Raw genomic sequence first — 18,381 nt, forward strand, 5'->3', positions numbered from 1 at the left:
GCTGTCCCTTCTGAAAGGTCCCTCAGGGGTGGCGGACGACGTCCGCCACCCCGCGGGCACTACTTGAGCTTCACGCCCCGGGTCGGCGCGTAGGCGCCGACGTAGGAGGCGTCATATCCAGCGACGGTGTCCGGGTTGAGCGCGAACAGCACCTCCGGCTGGACCAACGGCACGTTGAGCACTTGCTCGGCGGCGATCTTCGTCGCCTCCTGGGCGATCGCTTCGCGGTCGGACTGCTCGGTCGCCTTCGCGAGCCGCTTGATCACCTCATCGAGCCCACCGGGAGCATCACCGCTGGCGTTCAGGGTGCTGCCGCTGGCGAACTCCTTCTGCAGCGACTGACCGGGGTCGGCCACCTGTCCACCACCACCGAGCATCGCGTCGGCCTTCTTGTCGAAGAAGTAGGTCGGCGAGAGCTGGTTGATGTCGACCGGCTTGAGGTTCAGCGTGATGCCGACGGCCTTGAGCTGGCTCTGCAGCAGCTCGGCGAACTGCGGGTACGGGTCGGCACCGGCAGCGAACAGCATCTCGAAGGCGAAGCCCTTCTCCAGCCCGGCCTCCTTCAGCAGGCTCTTGGCCTTGGCCGGGTCGTAGTTGAAGTAGTCGGCGGGAACCTCATCGGAGCCGGCCCAGAACTCGGACGGGAAGATCGACGAGGTCGGCTTGCAGCGTTCGAAGTAGACGGCCTTGCAGATCGCCTCACGGTCGATCGCGTGGGCGATCGCCTGGCGGGCCTTGAGGTTGCCCAGATCACTGCGCTGACGGTTGGTGAAGATGTTGATGAACCACAGGCCGGTCTTCTGCTCGACGTTCAGACCGGCGCCCTTGGCCGCCTCGAACTGCGAGGGGGTCAGGTAGGTGATGTCGTACTTCTTCGAGGTTGCGCCGTTGAGGCGGGCCTGGCCATCGCCGATCGCTTCGATCTCGATCTTGTCGACGCCCTGGGCCGAACTGTCCCAGTAGCCGTCGACCTTCTCGTAGACCGCCTTCTCGCCGGGCTTGTACTCGACCAGCTTGTAGGGGCCGGAGCCGGCGTCCTTACTGGTCAGGTCGACGCCGTCGGCGATCGCCTTGGGGCTGACCATCAGGCCGCCGCGGTCACCGAGCGCGGCCGGCAGCGAGGAGTCCACCTTGTTCAGCTTGAGGCTCGCGGTGAACTCGCCGGTCACCTCGACGCCGTCGACCGCGGCGAACATGGTGGCGACCGGAGAGGCCTCTGCGGCCAACAGTCGCTCGATGTTCGCCTTGAACGCCTCGGCGTTGAACGGGGTGCCGTCGTGGAAGGTGACGTCGTCGCGGAAGGTGAGGTCCAGCGTGGTGTCGGTGAAGCTCCACTCGGTGGCCAGCATCGGCTGCACCGTGCCGTCCGGCGCGATGTAGGTGACGGCGTCGTACATCGGCTCGGTGTAGGTGGTGAGCTGCCAGATCGGCACCTCGAGCGGGTCGAGCGATCCCGGGGCCAGGTGGTAGGCCACATTGAGCACGCCGTCGCCGCCGCTGGCGCTCGAGGACGTACCGCCGCAGGCTGCGGCAGCGACGAGGAGGACACCGGTCCCCATCGCAGCAAGGGTCTTACGTAGTTTCATTGCCCTGTTCCTTTCGGTATCCCGAGATCAGAGTTCGGCGACCTTGTGTGCCTTGATGTAGTCCCAGTCGAGGGGGACGCCGATCCCGGGGCCTTCGGGCAGGTGCACGAAGCCTTCGGAGTCGATCTTGATCGGCTCGCATGCCGGGAAGTGGAAGAAGCGCTCGGGGACGAGCTGCTCGAAGAACTCGCTGTTGCTCATCGCCGCGATGCAGTGCAGGTGGGCCGCATCGATGTGGCTGTTGGCGTTCGTGTGCACCTCCATGTTCATCCCGAACGCTTCGGCGAGGTGCGCGGTCTTCATCACCTGACCGACGCCGCCGGTGAAGGAGATGTCGCCGCGGACGATGTCGACGGCCCGGTTCACGATGTACTCGGGCTTGGCGTAGACGGCGCCGGGAATGACCTCGAGTGCCATCACCGGGATGTCGAGCTTGTCGGCCAGCATCTTGTAGCCGTGGATGTCCCAGTCGCGCAGCGGCTCCTCGAACCAGTGGAAGTCGAGCTCCTCGAGCGCACGGCCGACCTTGAGCGCCTGGGTCTGGGTATAGGCGCCGGCCGGGTCGATCATCAGGGTGTAGTCGTCACCGACCGCCTCGCGCACTGCGGCGCAGGCCTCGATGTCTTCCTTCCACTCCCCCTTCACATGCAGCTTGTAGCCCTGGTAGCCGGCCTCCTTGTACTTCAAGGCGTCCTCGGCGAAGCCGGCCGGATCCGGCAGGGTCATCCCGCTGGCATAGGCGGGCACCTTGTCGCGGACCGCGCCCAGCACCCGGTACAGGGGCTCGTTGAGCGACTTGCAGTAGAGGTCCCAGATAGCCAGGTCGACGGTGCCGATGGCGAACTGGGTGGTGTAGAGCAGGCGGTCGAGCTTCCAGATCTCCTGCCAGATCGCTTCCCGGTTGCCCGGGTCCTTACCGATCAGGAAGGGACGGATCCGGTCGGCGATCGAGTGCCCGAGGCTGAGTCCGCCGTAGGGGCTGATCGCTTCACCGACCAGACCGTCGTCGGAGACGACCTCGACCGCCAGGAAGTCGGTCACGTAGGGCGCGATCGACTGGCCCTTGATCATCACCTCCTCCATCCCGCCGGGCAGCGGAATGCGGAACGAGGTGAGCCTTACATCCTGGATCTTCATCTTCTGGTCCTCTTCCCCTTCCGGCGACTTGACGCCGATATCAAGTGATGTGCGTGTCAAGTGTGGCCCCGGTCACGGGCCACGTCAAGAGTTCAGCGGGAACAAATTGACGCAGTTCTCAAGTTGTCGCGGCCGCCGAGGTACCGATCTGTTCGAACCAGAGCGCAGCCAGGGTCCGGGTCGCCTCCTCGCGCTCGAAGGGCACGCCGCGCAGCAGCCAGAGGAAGCAGACCCGCTCGTGCTGGATGGTCAACATCGCGGCCCGGGTCCGCGCCGACTCCGGCGTCGCACCCAGCTCCGGACGCACCAAAGGGGCCACCATCTCGGCCAGCCCGCCGAGGCGTTCGGCGTAGGCATCAGCCAGCTCTGCTTCGACCGAAATCGCCTCATGCACGGCCAAAAGACGCTCACGATTGCTCTGATAGAAGGCGAACGTCTCCTCCAGCCAGGCCGTCAGCGCGGCCACGTCACGGACCGGAGTCGCCACCAGTTTGCGATAGAGCACGACCAACTCGCGGCGGACCAGGTCCCACATGTTCTCCATGACCTCGGCCTTGCCGCTGTAGTGCACATAGAAGGTGGCCCGGCTGGTCCCTGCGCGCCGCGCGATGTCCTCGATCTTGGCCTGGACATAGCCACTGGCCTCGAACTCCGCAACCGCGGCCTCGGCAAGCAACTGCCGGGTCTGCGCCTTGTAGCGGCTCCGCATCGTGCCCTGCCCAGCGATCCCGACCTGAGCGGGAACGTCGTCCTTCATCGAGTAACCTCCCTCATTCACTGACGCAGTGTCAGCCAATGACAGTGAGCCACATCACGAGCCTCGATGTCAAGGAAATGCAGAACGGGCGGGGACCGAAGTCCCCGCCCGTCAGGCGCAGCGAATCGCGGACGGTCAGCGCGCCGGCGCGAGCACCTTCTCCCAGATGCCGGCCAGCGTCTCGATCAACCGGTCCTCGTCGAACTGCCGATCCAAGGTGAACCAGACGTAGCAGATGTACTCGAGCATCGCACCGAGCGACTCCGCGGTGTACTCGATGTCGATGTCGGACGCGGTCAGCCCCGCCTCGACGAGGCGACCGATCCCCCGCTGGGTGCGCCGTACGAAGGTCTCACGCATATCGAGGCGCAGATCGCGGAGCTCCGGCGAGAAGGTGCCGACCTGCTCCATCAACCCGATCATCGTGGCGTTCGGGCGGTAGGCATGGACGAAGCGGCGCACCGAATCCTTGATCCGGGCATGGAAGTCATCGGTCGGCACCGGCGTCGCCATCGAGAGCAGCATCGACTCGATCACCTCCTTGGAGACCTCCTGGAACACCGCTTCTTTGGTGTCGAAGTAGGTGTAGAAGGTGCCGTGCGAAACGCCGGCCTCCTTGGCGATGTCGCTCACCTTGGTATCGATGAACCCCTTGCGCTCGAAGACCGCCCGCGCGGCCACCAGAAGGGCAGCGCGACGCTGGGCCCCGCGGTCGGTGATCGGCCCCTGGTCACGTCTCGCCTGCTGCGACTCGGTCGGGGCAGGCATCAGAGACTCCCTCGGGAGCAGGCGGCACGCATGGGCGTCAGTATCCCATCTCAAGGCCGTCGAGAAGGCAGGTCGTCAGATGCACGCGCGGCGTGGCGACACCCCACGCCTCCCCGATCCTGACCAGGGCACCACTGATTGCGTCGTGCTCGAACCGACGCCCTGCTTGGCGGTCCTGCCACATCGAGGAGTGCACCGTGGCTGGAAAACTGGCGAAGAGCGTCAGCATCTCCTCCGTCAGCCGCTCGTCCAGCCGCACCCCGACGGCGGCCGCAACCGCACGACACTCAGCCACCAGTGCGATCGCCGCGGCCCGTAGCCCCGGCCGCAGCGCAACCTCACGGACACTGACATCGGCGATCGTGGTCAATGAGTTGCTGGCGAGGTTGTGAGCGAGCTTGGTCCACAGCGCGACGGCGAACTCCGCCGTCACCTCCACATTGAGTGCCCCGCCAGCAGCCAGCGCCGAGAACGCCTGGGCCAACGGCGTCTGCGGCAGCCGAACCACGCCCGACAAGGTCTGGGCCACCCGGCCGGGCGCCGTCCGCTCGGCGCCATAGGTCACGATCGCCGGCAGGACCCGGTCGACCTCGATCCAAGGCGCCAACCGCTCCGCATGCTCGACGCCGTTCTGGGCGACCAGGTAGCGGGCGCCGCGGCAGGCCGGAGCCGCGAACCAGTCCGCCAACCCAGGTACGTCGTAGGCCTTGGTCGCGACGACCACCCAGTCGAACGGCGCCAGGCCGGCCACGTCGGTCACGATCTCGACCGGCGCGACCCGCTCCTCGCCGTCGCCGACCAGGACGACCGAAGGCGTCGGACGGCGCACCGCGAGGCTCACCTGCACCTGTGGATCGACCGCGAGCCGCGCAGCGATCAGGGTTCCGATCCCCCCACTACCCAGCACCAGTACGCGTACCGGAGACGTCACGCACATCACCTCCCCTTCAACACCGCCACGATTGACAAGCACGTCAACCCACACCTATGTTGACACACGCGTCAACTTGATGCCATCCCCGTCCTGGAAGGTCCCCTCATGGCAACTGCAACCGGCCCCGCGACCGTGACTCCTCGACTGAGGACCCGCTTCACCGAGACCTTCGGAGTGGCCCACCCGATCATGCAGGGCGGCATGCAGTGGGTCGGCAAGGCCGAGCTTGTCGGCGCGGTCGCCGAGGCCGGCGGGCTGGGCATGCTGACCGCCCTCACCTTCCCCGACCCGGAGCTGCTCGCAGCTGAGATCCGCAAGGTGCGCGAGCACACCGACAACCCGTTCGGCGTGAACCTGACGATCCTGCCCTCGATGCGCACGGTGAACCACGACGAGTTGCGCCACGCGATCGTCGACTCCGGAGTCCGGGTCATCGAGACCGCTGGGGCGAACCCCGGGCCGTACATGGACTACTTCAACCAGCACGGCGTGAAGATCATCCACAAGTGCACGAGCGTGCGGCACGCCCTCAAGGCGCAGGCCGTCGGCGTCACCGCGGTCAGCATCGACGGCTTCGAATGCGCCGGGCACCCCGGCGAGGACGACATCCCCGGCCTGGTCCTGATCCCGGCAGCCGCCGCCCAGCTGGAGATCCCGGTGATCGCCGCCGGCGGCATCGCCGACGCCCGCGGCCTGGTCGCCGCGCTCGCCCTCGGCGCCGAGGGGGTCAACATGGGCACCCGGTTCCTGTGCACCCAGGAGTCGCCGATCCACCACCGGGTCAAGGAGGCGATCGTCGCCGCCACCGAACGCGACACCGAACTCCTCTTCCGCCCGCTGCGCAACACCTCCCGCGTGCACTCCAACGCGGTGGCACGTGAAGCCGTGGAGATCATGGCGGACGGCGGCCAGTTCGAGGACGTGCAGCACCTGGTCAACGGGATCCGCGGCCGGACCGTCTACGAGACCGGCGACCCGGAGGCGGGCGTCTGGTCGGTCGGCATGGTCCAGGGCCTGATCAACGACATCCCGACCTGTGCCGACCTGCTGGACCGGATCACCAGCGAGGCCGCCGAGCTCCTGGCCCAGCGCCTCGGTTCGATGGTGCAGACGCCCGTCCCGGCCTGAGCCGACCACGACGAAGGGCTGCCGTCGATCCTCGACGGCAGCCCTTCGCTACGTTCTTAGGTTCAGGACAGGTACGTGACGACCTGCTCCGCCTCGGCTCGCTCGGTGCGGAAGTCGTTGACCCGGTCGTTCAAGTCCGGGCGTCCGATCGCCACGGCGCAGACCACCAACCGGTCCTCGGGCAGGTCGAGGAACTCACGGACCACCGGGGCCTGCATCGCGATCGCGCCCTGCGCGCAGGTACCCAACCCGGCCGCGTGGGCGGCGTTGACCAGGTTCGCCACGAAGCCGCCGCAGTCGACACCGCCGTAGAAGCCCAACGGCGCATCGCTGGTGATCACCGCGACGTGGGGTGCCCCGAAGAACTCGAAGTTCTTGAGCATCTGCGCCCCGCGGGCCAGCTTGTCCTCACGCGCGATCTCCAATGCTGCATAGAGCCCGAACCCTGCCACCTTGCGCCGGTCATCGCTGACGCCGACATAGTCCGGCATCGGGTAGTCGGTCCCGCCGGAGCCCGCCAACACCGACTCGATGAGCGCCTTCGACAGAGCATCGCGCGCGTCGCCACTGAGCAGGTGGACGCGCCACGGCTGGGTGTTGCACCACGACGCCGTCCGCTGCGCCAGCGCGAAGATCCCGTCCAGGGTCTCCTGGGCGACGGGCTCGGCCTCGAAGGCTCGGCAGCTCCATCGTTGGTCGAGGATCTGTTCCAGCTCCATAGCGCCACTCCTCCATCACAGTCACGTCGCCCATCACAGCTGTCACGAGCGTAAAGCAGCCTCGGCAGGCCCGAGGCGTCAGGCCGGACCCTGGGCGTCAGCCCCCGATCGTCAGGCCCAGTTGGGCGGACGCTTCTCGAAGAAGGCGGTCACGCCTTCTACCCGATCGGGCGATCCCGCGTTCTCCTCGTCGGCCGCTCGGGTCAGTTCCCAGCCGCGTTCTTCACGCTCGGCCACCTCGACAGCGATCGCTTGCAGCGACTGCTGGACGGCGTCCGGGCTGTTCACCGCGATCCGCTCCGCCAACGCGAGCGCGGCCGTCAGCGCGCCGCCCGGTTCGCAGAGCTCGTTGACCAGGCCGTGCAGGTGGGCGCGTTCGGCGGCGATCGGGTCGCCGGTGAGGAGCATCTCGGTGGCCAGGTTCAGCGGCAGCCGTGCCGGCGCCCGGAAGAGCGCCCCGCTGTTCGCCACCAGCCCCCGCTTCACCTCGGGCAGTCCGAACCGCGCCTCCCGGCTCGCCACCACCAGGTCGCAGGCCAGCACACACTCGAAGCCGCCGCCGTAGGCGAACCCTTCAACTGCAGCGATCAGCGGTGTGCGGCGGACCCGTGCCAAGAAGCCGTAGGCGCCGCCCTCCTCGGTCCGTGGCGGTGCCGTCGAGGTGAGGTCGGTGCCCGCACTGAAGTAGCCGCCGTCGCCGGTCAGTACGACCGCCCGGACGCCACGGTCGGCCTCGGCCTCGGCGAAGGCGACGGAGAGTTCGTCGGCCAGCTCCTGGTTGATCGCGTTCCGACGTTCGGGCCGGGACAGATGCAGGACCCGCACGTAGCCGGTCGTCTCGGTGCGCAGCGCAGTCATGGCGCGATGATGCCTGAACCGGTCCGCGTGCCGCACGCCAGGTACTGGCTGGTGGCCACCCACCTGCGATCCTGGGCCAATGCGTGAACGCAGCTCCAGACCCCGGCTGGCCGACTACCCCTCCAAACCACCGGTCGGCCTTCTGGACTGGACGATGCTGATCATCGCCGCGATCTCGGTCGGTCTGCTCACCTGGGTCACCTTCTTCTCGGTCTCCGCGCGGACCACCCGTTGGGTGGTCGGGGTCGACATCGCGATCTGTGCACTTTTCGCCATCGAGTTCGGATGGCGGTGGCGACGTAGCCGGGAGGGATGGCGCTTCCTCGGCCGGTACTGGTACGAGGTGCTCGGCATGATCCCGATCGCCCATCCCGCCTTCCGCAGCTTCCGGCTGCTCCGGATCTTCATCGTGCTGGCCCGCCTCGGCCGGGTCGCCGACCGAGCCTTCGGGGACCGGGTCACCGCCGCTGTCGTCGCACACGCCTCCGACACCCTGGTCGAAGCGATCAAACGTCCCGTCACGATCGCGGTGATGGACGAGGTCTCCGCGGTGCTGCGCACCGGCCACTACACCCAGAACATCGCCTCAGCTCTGCAACAGAACCGGGTCGAGATCGACGAGATGATCGTCGAACTGGTCAAGCAGGACGCCCGGTTGGGGCGACTGCGCCGACTCCCGTTCCACGACGACATCGTCCGTTTGGTCAGCGACACCGTCTTCCGGTTGACCTTCGAGGTCCTCAACGACCCGCGCACCGACGAACTGGTGGCCGACCTGTTGGAGGAGAACCTGGCGCAGATGCGCCAGGCCGTCCGCGCCCGGGAGACCACCGACAACGACGAAGGCCTCGCGGCCCGGCCCTGATGATCACCCGGCGATGGCAGCGTGCGCGGTGCGCAGCTCGCGCTTGAGCACCTTCCCGCTCGGGTTCTTCGGCAACACGTCGGCCAGGACGACGTACTTGGGCGCCTTGAACGCCGCCAACCGACTCCGGGCGAACCCCTGCAACTCCTCAGCACTCACCTCGACACCGGGGCGCGGCACGACGACGGCAGCGACCGCCTCGATCCAGCGCGGGTGCGGCACACCGAAGACGGCGACCTCGGCCACCGCCGGATGCTCGAAGAAGACCTCCTCGACCTCCCGGCTCGAGACGTTCTCGCCACCGGTCTTGATCATGTCCTTCTTCCGGTCCACCACATAGAGACGACCGTCGGCGTCGAAGTAGCCGAGGTCGCCGGAGTGGAACCAGCCGCCGCGGAACGCCTCAGCGGTCCGCTCCGGATCGTTGAGGTAGCCCTGGATCAGGTGCGGGCTCCGATGCACGATCTCGCCCACGGTCCCGGCTGGCATCGGGTGCCCGTCGTCGTCGACGATCTGGGTCTCGACGTTGAGCGCCGGGTACCCGGCTGAGCCGCCATGGCTGAACTGCTCCTCCGGCGGCAGGGCGGTGGCCAGCGACGCCATCTCGGTCTGCCCGTAGAAGTTCCAGAGCCGCAGCTCCGGCATCCGCTCGGTGAGCTCGCGGAGCACCTCCTTCGGCATCGCCGAAGCACCGTAGTACCCCTTACGCAGGCTGGAGAGATCGGTGGTCGCGAACTCGGGAGTCGCCATCAGGCTGATCCATACCGTCGGCGGCAGGAAGAGGTTGCTGACCCGGTGCCGCTCGACGGCGGCCAGGATCTCGGTCGGCTCCGGACGACGCAGGATCACGCTGGTGGCACCGAGATAGATCTTGGTGAACAGGAAGTTGTCCAGCTGCGCGCAGTGATAGAGCGGCATCGAGTGCACCTCCACATCGCTCGGCTCCATCTGCCCGGTGACGATGCAGGAGGTGTACTGCCACAACAGCGAGCGGCTGCCCAGCAGCGCGCCCTTCGGTCGCGACTCGGTACCGGAGGTGTACATGATCCGCACCGGTTCGTCGTCCGCCAGCTCGACGTCGGCAAGCCCGGTGAGCCGCTGATCGAGCCAACTCTCGATCGGCGTCCAGCCGCTCTCGGGCTCCGCGCTCAGCGCCGGGTCGAGGTCGATCCGGAGCCGGATCGGGACCTCGAGGCCACTGAGCGCCAACGCCTGGGTGGCGACGTCGAGCAACGCGTCCTCGACGACGAATCCCATGGCCCCGCAGTGGTCCAGGATGTGGGCCACCTCGTCCGCCCCCAACATGAAGTTGATCGGGACCAGCGCGACCCCGCGCCGTGCCGCGGCCATCGCCAGCACCGGGAAGTGCCAGCAGTTGTGGCTGAGCAGGGCGAGCGTGTCGCCGCGGACCAGGCCGGCGCACGCCATCGCCTCAGCGAAGCGGCTGACCCGGTCGTCGAGCTCAGCGAAGGTGAGCCGGGTCGGCCCGTCGATGATCGCCACCTTCTCCGGTGCGCGCCGCGCGGCGCGACGTGACAGGTCGCCGATCCGCTGCTGGCGTGCGGCGACGACGTCGGTGCCGCTCCCTGAGTGAAACATGCTCTTCCCTTCCACGATCTTGATGCCCGGCGCCGGTCGCGGCGTGGGAGCGGTCCGCCTCAGCAGGGCTGGTGCGTACCGAAGCGACGGCCCTGATAGGTCATCGGGGCCCGTTCCGGGTCGTGGAACGAGCTCTCCACCAGGCCCGAGATCAGCACATGGTCACCACCCGGCTGGATCCGCTCCACCGTGCACCGCACCCATCCGGAGACTCCCGCCAAGCGCGGAACGCCGGACTCGAGGGTGTGTGCCAGGCCCGCGAACTTGTCCTCGCCCTTGGCTGCGAAGCCCATCGCCACCTGGCCCTGGTCCGCGGCGAGGATGTTGACGCCGAAGCGCCGGGTGCGCTGGATCATCGTCAGGGTCGCCGACCGCCGGTCCAGCGCGACCACGATCAGCTCCGGCTCCATCGACAGCGACATCAGCGCGCTCACCGTGGCACCGCTGCCCACGCCGTCGTGGGCAGCGGTGATCACCGAGACCGGGGCAGCCATGTTGGCCATGACGTCACGGAACGCCGAGGTCGGCGTGGTGGCCTGCACCGGTCGGACGACGCGTCCGAGTGCGGCTGCGCTCGCGGGTCGGTTCGCCATGATCGTCATCGCCTCACTCCTCTTCTCGTGCTGGATCAGGCGCTCAGGCCGGTCTCGGCCCAGAACTGTTCGAAGGCGGCGGGGACCACGTCGGAGCCGTGAGTCACCTTGCCGTCGACGAACCGGTGGGTGAAGACGGCCTGCACGTCGAGCTCCCGCTCGCCGAGCCGGCGGTAGAGCCGCAGCGTCGCCGTCACGATGCCTTCGGGCGTCTCGGTGGCCGCCAGCACCTCGTTGGCCGACTCATCGAGCTTCGCCAGTACGCCGAAGGCTTCGAGGAAGGAGCCCTTCGTGTAGACGGTCTGCGTGCCGGCCAGGGTGAAGCCCGCCCACGAGAGGTTGTCGTCGTAGAGCGCCACCAACGGGCCGGCGTCGCCCGCGTCCGCTGCCGCGAATGCATCCTTGAGAGCCTTGATGTTCGCGCTTTCCATAACCACTCCTCAGTTAGTTTTCGGCACCCAAAAGAATGGGCTCGAGACAACGAATTCATCCCGCTTTCAGGGTCATCGAAATACCCGGAAATGATGCGGAACCACCCGCAGAGGCACCGTTGCCTCGGCTGTGATGTGGCTTACTCTGCCGAGTCGCGCGACCCACGCGAACCGGGCAACTACGTGGTCCACCACCCGAGCCCGCGCAACCACCGGTTCGGCCTGGATTTCACGCTCACCGACGTGTCTAGATTCGCCCGGCGGAGCACTGCTGGCACCCACGCCTCCACTAGTTGACCCCCTTGCGGTCGACGCCACGAAGAGCCGCGATGGCCCTCCTTGACTTCCTGCGATCAGTCGACAAAAGTGATAGCAATCACCCCTCATTCACACTGCGCGGAGCCGACTTCATGAACCAGGACGAGTGGGAGCGAATCAACGCGCTCCACACCTCGGGCGAATCCATCAAGGGAATTGCCCGCAAATTGGGCATGTCGCGCAATACCGTCCGTCGTGCACTCTCCCTCAGCACCGCCCCCGAGGATGCCCGCGGCTCGCGCAGCACCCTCTACGACCGCTACGGCGCCGAGATCCGGGGTCTGCTCACCGCCGATCCCGACCTCCGCGTGGCCGACGTCGCCGAAGCGCTGGACTGGCAGCACGCAGCCTCCACCCTCGCCGGCTATATCGCCCGCGCCCGGCTGGAGAGTCAGGCCGACCCCGGCGCCGTCAGCGAGCCGGAACCCGAACCCACCGGCACCGGGACGCCGCCCGTCGGCCTCCCCCGGTTCTCCACCGCGTTCGTCGGACGGCGTGCCGAGCTCTCCCGGCTCCGGACCCTCCTCGGCGGCCACCGGCTGATCACGATCACCGGGATCGGTGGGATCGGTAAGACCCGGCTCGCCACCCGGCTGGCTCACGAGGTCCGTCGCGCCTTCCCGGACGGCGTCAGGTTCGTCGAACTGGCCGCGCTGCGTAGCCCGGAGCTGCTCCCCCAGGCCGTGCTCGAAGGTCTTCAACTGGCCGGGCGCGACCAACAGGGCTCGACGGCCGAGGCGGCTCTGGTCGAGTATCTGGCCGATCGTCAGATGCTGCTGGTGATCGACAACTGCGAGCACGTCGTCGACGCCTGCGCGGCGCTGGTCAGGACCCTGCTCCAGGAGACCTCGTCGTTGACCATCGTGGTGACCAGCCGCGAAGTGCTCTCGCTCCCGGAGGAGTTCACCTTCCCGCTCGCCCCGCTCCCGGTGGCGGGCCCAGGCAGCGCGGCCGACGACGACCACACCACGGAGACTGCCGTGGCGTTGTTCGAGAGCCGTGCTGACGCCGTCCTCGGCGGCTTCCGGATCGACGACAGCAACCGGGAGGCGGTGCGCAGGGTCTGCGCCCGCCTGGACGGCCTCCCCCTCGCCATCGAACTGGCCTGTGCGCGGCTGCCGGTGCTGTCGGTCTCCGAGCTCGCCGACCGCCTCGATCGCCGTCTCGAGCTGCTGACCACCGGCAACCGGGCCGCGCCGAGCCGGCACCAGTCGCTGGCCGCCACCCTGGACTGGAGCCACGACCTGTGCACGCCCGAGCAGCAACTGCTCTGGTCACGGGCCTCGCTCTTCGCCGGCGGCTTCGACCTGGTGATGGCCGAAGAGGTCTGCGCCGACGCCTCCCTGCCCGCACCCCGGGTCCTCGACGCGATCATGGCGCTGGTCGGCAAGTCCATCCTGCTGCGCGAGGAGCGGGCGGGCGCCGTCCGCTTCCGGATGCTGGAGACGATCCGCGAGTACGGGCAGAGCCGCCTCGACGAGACGGCGACGGACGACCTGCACCGCCGTCTGCTGACCTGGATCCATGCCAAGGTCCGGGAGTTGGTGACGGCGTGGACCGGTCCCGACCAGGTCCGGATCAACGCCTGGTTCCGGGCGAACCGCGCCAACCTCCGTACAGCGCTGCAGTGGGCGGCACAGAGTCAGACCGATCCCAAGGTGCGGACGACGGCTGCCCAGGTGGTCGCCGAGCCCTGGTTCCTGTGGGCGGGCGGCTTCTCGGTACGTGAGCACCGGCTCTGGCTGGACCGCCTCGCCGACAGCGTCGCCGGAACTCCCGTGCAGGGCGAGGTGCTGGCCACCCTGGCCTTCGTCGAGACCCTTCAGGGAGACCGCGCCAGTGCGGCGACTGCACTCGACGTCGCGGGGCGGATCGCGGAGGCCGCGGACGACCTCCGGACCCTCGACTTCGTCGAACACGGGCGTGGCCTGATCGCGTACTTCGCCGGAGAGTTCGACCGCGCCGAGCCCCTGCTGCTCGACGCCTTGGCCCGTTACCGCGAGCGCCCGCCCCGCGGTGGTCTGCGTTCCGCGCTCGGCGTGCACCTGGGAATGCTGCATGCATCGAAGGACGAGGTGGAGCTCGCCGAACAGCACTATGCCGCCGTCGAGGCCCAGTCCGAGGCCACCGGCGAGCGCTGGTACCGCGCCTACGCCGAGTTCGGCCTCGGCTCGGTGGCCCTGCGCTCGGGCGACGCCGAGCGGGCCCGGGAGTTGGCCCGCGCCGGCCTCGGCCGGATCCGGGAGTTCGACGACGAGATCGGCGCGACCCTGCTGCTCGACCTGCTCGGCTGGTCCGAGACGGTCCTCAGCGAAGCCGAACGGGCGGCGATCCTGGCCGGCTCCGCCGCCAAACTCTGGGGTGGCTTCGGCCGTCAGCTCTACGGTTCCCGGCACTGGGTCGAGGTCCGCGAACGCCATGTCGCTGCAGCTCGCCACCAACTCGGAGCCGACCGCTACACCCGATTGCAGGCCGAAGGCGCCCTGAAGTCGGTGACGGCGGCGATCGCCTTCGCTCTCGATGAGACGGAGGAGGCACCTCTCGGCACCGGTGGCCAGCCCGGCGTCAACGACCTCACCCGCCGCGAGAACGAGGTGGCGGCGATGGTTGCCGACGGCCTGTCCAACAAGGAGATCGCGGCCCGTCTGGTGCTCTCACCGCGGACGGTGGAGGGGCACGTCGAGCGCGTGTTGCAGAAGCTCTGCGTCACCAACCGCACCCAGGTCGCTGCGGCGTTGCGGGGCTGACCCGGCGGCGCGGACAACGCCGCGCCGCCGGGCTCATCGTCGTCAGGCCTGACGACCTGCGCCGTACTCGCCCATGATCGGACCCGCGGCGTCGACCATGGTCATCGGGTCGACGAGCAGGTGCTGGGTGGCGACCGCGGCGTCGCGGGTGGCGCGACCCAGCGCGGTGGGGTTGCGGAACGACTGGCTGCCGCCCCAGCGGTGCGCGAAGTCGGTGACCTCGGCCGCCACCTCCTGGACCCAGGTCACCGCCTGGCGCAGCCGGGCACCCTGCACCTGGGTGAGCTCGTTGCCGGCGTTGATCCACTCCTCGGCCTCACCGTGCACCTCGTAGACGTAGGCGCGCGCCGCCCGGTAGAGCGCCTCGTGCTTGGCGAACTCCAGCCGGAAGAGCTCGGAGTCGCCGATCACGGTGGGATAGCCGACCCGTCCCTTGACGCTGGCGATCTTCACGATCTCGTCGAGCGCCCGACGGGCGATACCGAGCGCGACCGGAGCGTGCCCGCCGACGCCGATGCCGAGCAGGCCGAAGCGATAGACCGGCTCGGGACGGACCGGCGTGGTGGAGAAGGTGTCGAAGGCGTGCTCCTCCGGGATGAAGACCTCGGTCAGTCCGTAGTCGTAGGAGCCGGTGCCGACCAGGCCCCAGACATCCCAGTTGCCGCGGAACTCGACCTGTTCCCGCGGCACGAAGGCGGTACGGCAGACCGGCTGGCCGTCCGCCGAGGTGAGCGGGTTCCCCTCCTCGTCCTTGACGATGAAACCGGCCCCCACCCAGGAGGCGTGCGCTGAGCCACTCGCGAACTGGTAGTTGCCGGTGACCACGTAGCCGCCCTCGACCCGGCGACCGGAGCCGGTCGGCAGGATCATCCCTGCGGTGATGCCGGGCACGTCATGGGCGAAGAGGTCGCGGGCGCCCTTGTCGGCCAGGAAGCCGGCCGCCAGCGACGTGCTCAGGCTGTTGGCCATGAAGGCCCAGCCCGTGGAGCCGTCCGCCCGGGAGAGTTCTTCGATCACTTCGAAGCTCTCCACCAGGCTCAGTCCCTCACCGTTGAGTTCGCGGGGCACGAGCATCCAGAAGAGCCGACTCGCCACAAGCGCGTCGTAGACCGGCTGGGTGATGGTGGCCTGTGCCTCGATCGCGTTGGCCTCGGATTCGACGATCTCGGCGACGGCACGGGCACGGGTCAGGTGGTCGCCCTCGAGGGCGGGGGGCGCGGTGAGTACGGCGGACATGGCTGGCCTTTCTCGACGCGGGCACGAGCCCGACATGATCTGTGATGGCCACCACAGTGGTCCAGGTCACCCGCTCCCCGGATCCGGACAACTACGTGGTCCGCCACGTAGTTGTTCCACCCGATCCGGACCCCACCTCGCCAGCAGGCGGCCACCCCGCAGACAACGGACGGCGCCCGCCCCGATTGCTCGGGACGGGCGCCGTCTACGTCGGCTCAGGCGTCAGGCGGCCCGATTGATCGCCGAGATCACGGCCTTCAGCGACGCCGTCACGATGTTGGCGTCCAGACCGACCCCCCACAGCACCTTGTCGCCGACCGCGCACTCCACGTACGCGGCAGCGATCGCGTCGCCGCCCGCAGAGAGGGCGTGCTCGACGTAGTCCAGGACCCGGACGTCGCCACGGTTGGCGTAGAGCGGGTTACCGGCTGCCTGCTCGCTGGAGACCAGGTCGGACAGGATGTTGGTGAACGCGTTGATCGGTCCGTTGCCGCTGCCGCTCAGCTCACGCAGTTCGCCGTCGACATAGACGTTGACGTTGAGCTGGTCCTGGGCGCCGGCGGCCGAGGACGTGTGTACCGAGTTCAACTTCAACGGAGCCTCGCGCTCCAGGTACTCGGCGCTGAAGATGCTCCAGATGTTCTCCGGGGTCACCTCGCCGCCCTCGGCGTCGGAGTGCTGCTGGATGACCCGGCTGAACTCGATCTGGGCGCGGCGCGGCAGGTCCAGGTTGTGCTCGGCCTTCAGGATGTAGGCCACGCCGCCCTTACCGGACTGGCTGTTGACCCGGATCACGGCTTCGTAGCTGCGGCCGACGTCCTTGGGGTCGATCGGCAGGTACGGCGCCTCCCAGGCGATGTCACGCACCGAGATGCCCTGCGCCTCGGCCTCACGGTCCAGCGCCTCCAGACCCTTCTTGATCGCGTCCTGGTGCGAGCCGGAGAAAGCCGTGTAGACCAGGTCGCCGGCGTACGGGTGTCGCGGGTGGACCGGCAGCTGGGTGCAGTACTCGACCGTGCGGCGGACCTCGTCGATGTCGGAGAAGTCGACCTGCGGGTCGATGCCCTGACTGAACAGGTTCATCGCCAAGGTGACCAGGTCGACGTTGCCGGTGCGCTCACCGTGGCCGAACAGGCAGCCCTCGACGCGGTCCGCACCGGCCATCAGGCCCAGCTCGCTGGCCGCGACCGCGGTACCGCGGTCGTTGTGCGGGTGCAGGCTGATCGCCGAGTGCTCGCGCCGGGTCAGGCCACGGCTGAAGTACTCGATCTGGTCGGCGTAGGTGTTCGGCGTGGACATCTCCACGGTCGCCGGCAGGTTCAGGATGATCTCGCGACCTGCCTCCGGCTGCCAGACGTCGGAGACCGCTTCACAGACGCTCAGTGCGAAGTCGGTGTCGGACTGGGTGAAGATCTCCGGGCTGTACTGGTAGCCGAACTGCTCGGAGCCGACGATGTCGGACAGGTACTTCTCGGCGTACTTGACGACCATCTCGGTACCGCGGACCGCGATCTCGGTGCACTGGGCCGGCGTGACGCCGAAGACCACGCGCTGGAACAGCGGAGCGGTGGCGTTGTAGAGGTGGATCGTGGCTCGGGGCGCGCCGGCCAGCGACTCGGCAGTGCGCTCGATCAGGTCCTCGCGGGCCTGGGTCAGTACCGAGATCTGTACGTCGTCGGGGATCCGGTCGCCCTCGATCAACTGGCGGACGAAGTCGAAGTCGGTCTGGCTGGCGCTCGGGAAACCGACCTCGATCTCCTTGTAGCCCATCTTCACCAACAGGTCGAACATCTTCAGCTTGCGGGCCGGGCTCATCGGCTCGACCAATGCCTGGTTGCCGTCACGCAGGTCGGTCGACAACCAGCGGGGGGCGACGGTGATCTTCTTGGTCGGCCAGGTCCGGTCCGGCAGGTCGACCGGAACGAAGGCGGTGTAACGCTGGAACGGCATTCCGCTGGGGCGTTGGCTATTGGCGGAGTTGCTCAGATTGGTCATGGTGTCCTCGCTGACGAGATGGGTTCGGCGCCGGTCGCGCACAAGAACTCCGCAGCAAGGGGGTCCGGCAGATTCAGACCTTGCTGCGGCAGCGAAGCAGGAGCACGTTGTTCATGACGAGACCCACTGTAACCGACGAGGCCCCACCGATGACACCCGGTCCGGGTCACAATGGGAGACATGGCCCGTCTCCTGGTTGCCCACCACTCCCCGACCGCTCACCTGGCGACCCTGCTGCGCGCCGTCGAGGCGGGGGCTCGCGACGAGGCGATCGAGGGTGTGGAGGTCGACGTCAGGCCGGTCGGCGAGACGCTTGCCGAACACATCAACGCCGCTGACGGCGTCCTGTTGGTGACCCCGACCAACTTCGGGTACATGGCGGGGATGACGAAGGATCTCTTCGACCGCACCTTCTTGGAGATCGGCGGCGCGTTGGACGAGCACGGCGGTGGCGCGGCCCAGGCCGGGCGGAAGCCGTACGGCCTCTGTATCCACGGTCGCTACGACACCGAGGGCGGGATCCGCAGCGTGCAGAGCATCACTGCGGCGCTCGGCTGGAACCTGGCCGCCCCGGTGCTCTCGATCCTCGGTGACGTCGACGCCGACGACGAGGCCGCCGCCTACGAACTGGGCGCGACCCTCTCCGCGTTGCTGATGGAGTGACCCTGCCCGCAGCGGTCGCGAACGCGCCGCTCAGTTCCCCGACTGCA

16 protein-coding genes are annotated in these 18,381 nt (G+C 68.1%); 4 read left to right on the top strand and 12 right to left on the bottom strand.

Going from position 1 to position 18,381, the window contains the following annotated elements; translation table 11 throughout:
- Positions 1 to 59 precede the first annotated feature (59 nt).
- The 5 genes from ACLM5J_RS10575 to ACLM5J_RS10595 form a co-directional block, all read right to left on the bottom strand.
- Positions 60 to 1,586: an ABC transporter substrate-binding protein gene (locus ACLM5J_RS10575; protein ID WP_413656372.1), complete on the bottom strand. Its 1,527-nt coding sequence runs from the start codon at positions 1,584 to 1,586 to the stop codon at positions 60 to 62.
- Between the two features lie 27 nt (positions 1,587 to 1,613).
- Complete coding sequence (locus ACLM5J_RS10580; protein ID WP_413656373.1) at positions 1,614 to 2,723, bottom strand: enolase C-terminal domain-like protein; 1,110 nt, start codon at positions 2,721 to 2,723, stop codon at positions 1,614 to 1,616.
- A 118-nt stretch (positions 2,724 to 2,841) separates the two neighbouring features.
- A complete protein-coding gene (locus ACLM5J_RS10585; RefSeq protein WP_413656374.1) occupies positions 2,842 to 3,480 on the bottom strand; it encodes a TetR/AcrR family transcriptional regulator in 639 nt (212 codons plus the stop codon).
- Between the two features lie 135 nt (positions 3,481 to 3,615).
- Positions 3,616 to 4,248 carry a TetR/AcrR family transcriptional regulator gene (locus tag ACLM5J_RS10590; protein WP_413656375.1) on the bottom strand — a complete coding sequence of 211 codons (633 nt, stop codon included), beginning with the start codon at positions 4,246 to 4,248 and terminating at the stop codon, positions 3,616 to 3,618.
- A gap of 37 nt (positions 4,249 to 4,285) precedes the next feature.
- Positions 4,286 to 5,179 (bottom strand): ketopantoate reductase family protein, encoded by an 894-nt coding sequence (locus ACLM5J_RS10595; RefSeq protein ID WP_413656376.1) that lies wholly within the window; start codon positions 5,177 to 5,179, stop codon positions 4,286 to 4,288.
- A gap of 108 nt (positions 5,180 to 5,287) precedes the next feature.
- Here ACLM5J_RS10595 and ACLM5J_RS10600 point away from each other — a divergent pair, with 108 nt between their 5' ends.
- Positions 5,288 to 6,310 carry an NAD(P)H-dependent flavin oxidoreductase gene (locus tag ACLM5J_RS10600; RefSeq protein ID WP_413656377.1) on the top strand — a complete coding sequence of 341 codons (1,023 nt, stop codon included), beginning with the start codon at positions 5,288 to 5,290 and terminating at the stop codon, positions 6,308 to 6,310.
- Positions 6,311 to 6,372: 62 nt separating this feature from the next.
- Here the strand turns inward: ACLM5J_RS10600 and ACLM5J_RS10605 are convergent, their stop codons facing one another.
- Together ACLM5J_RS10605 and ACLM5J_RS10610 are read right to left on the bottom strand one after the other, a co-directional pair.
- Positions 6,373 to 7,029, bottom strand: a complete 657-nt coding sequence (locus tag ACLM5J_RS10605) for a nitroreductase (protein WP_413656378.1) — start codon at positions 7,027 to 7,029, stop codon at positions 6,373 to 6,375.
- 111 nt (positions 7,030 to 7,140) lie between these two features.
- Positions 7,141 to 7,887 (bottom strand): enoyl-CoA hydratase-related protein, encoded by a 747-nt coding sequence (locus ACLM5J_RS10610; RefSeq protein WP_413656379.1) that lies wholly within the window; start codon positions 7,885 to 7,887, stop codon positions 7,141 to 7,143.
- Between the two features lie 79 nt (positions 7,888 to 7,966).
- On the opposite strand from ACLM5J_RS10610, the gene ACLM5J_RS10615 reads away from it, so the two are divergent.
- Positions 7,967 to 8,752, top strand: a complete 786-nt coding sequence (locus tag ACLM5J_RS10615) for an ion transporter (protein WP_413656380.1) — start codon at positions 7,967 to 7,969, stop codon at positions 8,750 to 8,752.
- 3 nt (positions 8,753 to 8,755) lie between these two features.
- On the opposite strand, the gene ACLM5J_RS10620 is transcribed toward ACLM5J_RS10615, so the two are convergent.
- From ACLM5J_RS10620 to ACLM5J_RS10630, 3 genes are read right to left on the bottom strand one after another with little or no spacing between them, the layout of a single operon-like run.
- Positions 8,756 to 10,351, bottom strand: a complete 1,596-nt coding sequence (locus tag ACLM5J_RS10620) for a fatty acyl-CoA synthetase (RefSeq protein ID WP_413656381.1) — start codon at positions 10,349 to 10,351, stop codon at positions 8,756 to 8,758.
- A 59-nt stretch (positions 10,352 to 10,410) separates the two neighbouring features.
- A complete protein-coding gene (locus ACLM5J_RS10625; protein ID WP_413656382.1) occupies positions 10,411 to 10,953 on the bottom strand; it encodes a flavin reductase family protein in 543 nt (180 codons plus the stop codon).
- A 26-nt stretch (positions 10,954 to 10,979) separates the two neighbouring features.
- Positions 10,980 to 11,375, bottom strand: a complete 396-nt coding sequence (locus tag ACLM5J_RS10630; protein ID WP_413656383.1) for a hypothetical protein — start codon at positions 11,373 to 11,375, stop codon at positions 10,980 to 10,982.
- 410 nt (positions 11,376 to 11,785) lie between these two features.
- Between ACLM5J_RS10630 and ACLM5J_RS10635 the strand changes: the two genes are divergently transcribed.
- Positions 11,786 to 14,440, top strand: coding sequence for a LuxR C-terminal-related transcriptional regulator (locus ACLM5J_RS10635; protein ID WP_413656384.1), 2,655 nt, complete (start codon positions 11,786 to 11,788; stop codon positions 14,438 to 14,440).
- A 42-nt stretch (positions 14,441 to 14,482) separates the two neighbouring features.
- Here the strand turns inward: ACLM5J_RS10635 and ACLM5J_RS10640 are convergent, their stop codons facing one another.
- Both ACLM5J_RS10640 and leuA read right to left on the bottom strand, forming a co-directional pair.
- Positions 14,483 to 15,676, bottom strand: a complete 1,194-nt coding sequence (locus ACLM5J_RS10640; RefSeq protein WP_413656385.1) for an acyl-CoA dehydrogenase family protein — start codon at positions 15,674 to 15,676, stop codon at positions 14,483 to 14,485.
- A gap of 222 nt (positions 15,677 to 15,898) precedes the next feature.
- Positions 15,899 to 17,671, bottom strand: coding sequence for a 2-isopropylmalate synthase (gene leuA, locus ACLM5J_RS10645; RefSeq protein WP_413656386.1), 1,773 nt, complete (start codon positions 17,669 to 17,671; stop codon positions 15,899 to 15,901).
- Positions 17,672 to 17,851: 180 nt separating this feature from the next.
- Here leuA and ACLM5J_RS10650 point away from each other — a divergent pair, with 180 nt between their 5' ends.
- Positions 17,852 to 18,334, top strand: a complete 483-nt coding sequence (locus ACLM5J_RS10650; protein WP_413656387.1) for a flavodoxin family protein — start codon at positions 17,852 to 17,854, stop codon at positions 18,332 to 18,334.
- Positions 18,335 to 18,381: the final 47 nt, after the last annotated feature.

The organism is Nocardioides sp. Bht2 (assembly GCF_047308515.1).
In the GTDB taxonomy this organism is placed as follows: Bacteria; Actinomycetota; Actinomycetes; order Propionibacteriales; family Nocardioidaceae; genus Nocardioides.

Bases quoted from the DNA above. Each gene is read 5' to 3' on its own strand.
- ACLM5J_RS10630 (WP_413656383.1), bottom strand. From the start codon at position 11,375: ATGGAAAGCGCGAACATCAAGGCTCTCAAGGATGCATTCGCGGCAGCG.
- ACLM5J_RS10610 (WP_413656379.1), bottom strand. From the start codon at position 7,887: ATGACTGCGCTGCGCACCGAGACGACCGGCTACGTGCGGGTCCTGCAT.
- ACLM5J_RS10590 (WP_413656375.1), bottom strand. From the start codon at position 4,248: ATGCCTGCCCCGACCGAGTCGCAGCAGGCGAGACGTGACCAGGGGCCG.
- ACLM5J_RS10625 (WP_413656382.1), bottom strand. From the start codon at position 10,953: ATGACGATCATGGCGAACCGACCCGCGAGCGCAGCCGCACTCGGACGC.
- leuA (WP_413656386.1), bottom strand. From the start codon at position 17,671: ATGACCAATCTGAGCAACTCCGCCAATAGCCAACGCCCCAGCGGAATG.
- ACLM5J_RS10600 (WP_413656377.1), top strand. From the start codon at position 5,288: ATGGCAACTGCAACCGGCCCCGCGACCGTGACTCCTCGACTGAGGACC.
- ACLM5J_RS10575 (WP_413656372.1), bottom strand. From the start codon at position 1,586: ATGAAACTACGTAAGACCCTTGCTGCGATGGGGACCGGTGTCCTCCTC.
- ACLM5J_RS10640 (WP_413656385.1), bottom strand. From the start codon at position 15,676: ATGTCCGCCGTACTCACCGCGCCCCCCGCCCTCGAGGGCGACCACCTG.
- ACLM5J_RS10620 (WP_413656381.1), bottom strand. From the start codon at position 10,351: ATGTTTCACTCAGGGAGCGGCACCGACGTCGTCGCCGCACGCCAGCAG.
- ACLM5J_RS10580 (WP_413656373.1), bottom strand. From the start codon at position 2,723: ATGAAGATCCAGGATGTAAGGCTCACCTCGTTCCGCATTCCGCTGCCC.
- ACLM5J_RS10650 (WP_413656387.1), top strand. From the start codon at position 17,852: ATGGCCCGTCTCCTGGTTGCCCACCACTCCCCGACCGCTCACCTGGCG.
- ACLM5J_RS10605 (WP_413656378.1), bottom strand. From the start codon at position 7,029: ATGGAGCTGGAACAGATCCTCGACCAACGATGGAGCTGCCGAGCCTTC.
- ACLM5J_RS10635 (WP_413656384.1), top strand. From the start codon at position 11,786: ATGAACCAGGACGAGTGGGAGCGAATCAACGCGCTCCACACCTCGGGC.
- ACLM5J_RS10585 (WP_413656374.1), bottom strand. From the start codon at position 3,480: ATGAAGGACGACGTTCCCGCTCAGGTCGGGATCGCTGGGCAGGGCACG.
- ACLM5J_RS10615 (WP_413656380.1), top strand. From the start codon at position 7,967: ATGCGTGAACGCAGCTCCAGACCCCGGCTGGCCGACTACCCCTCCAAA.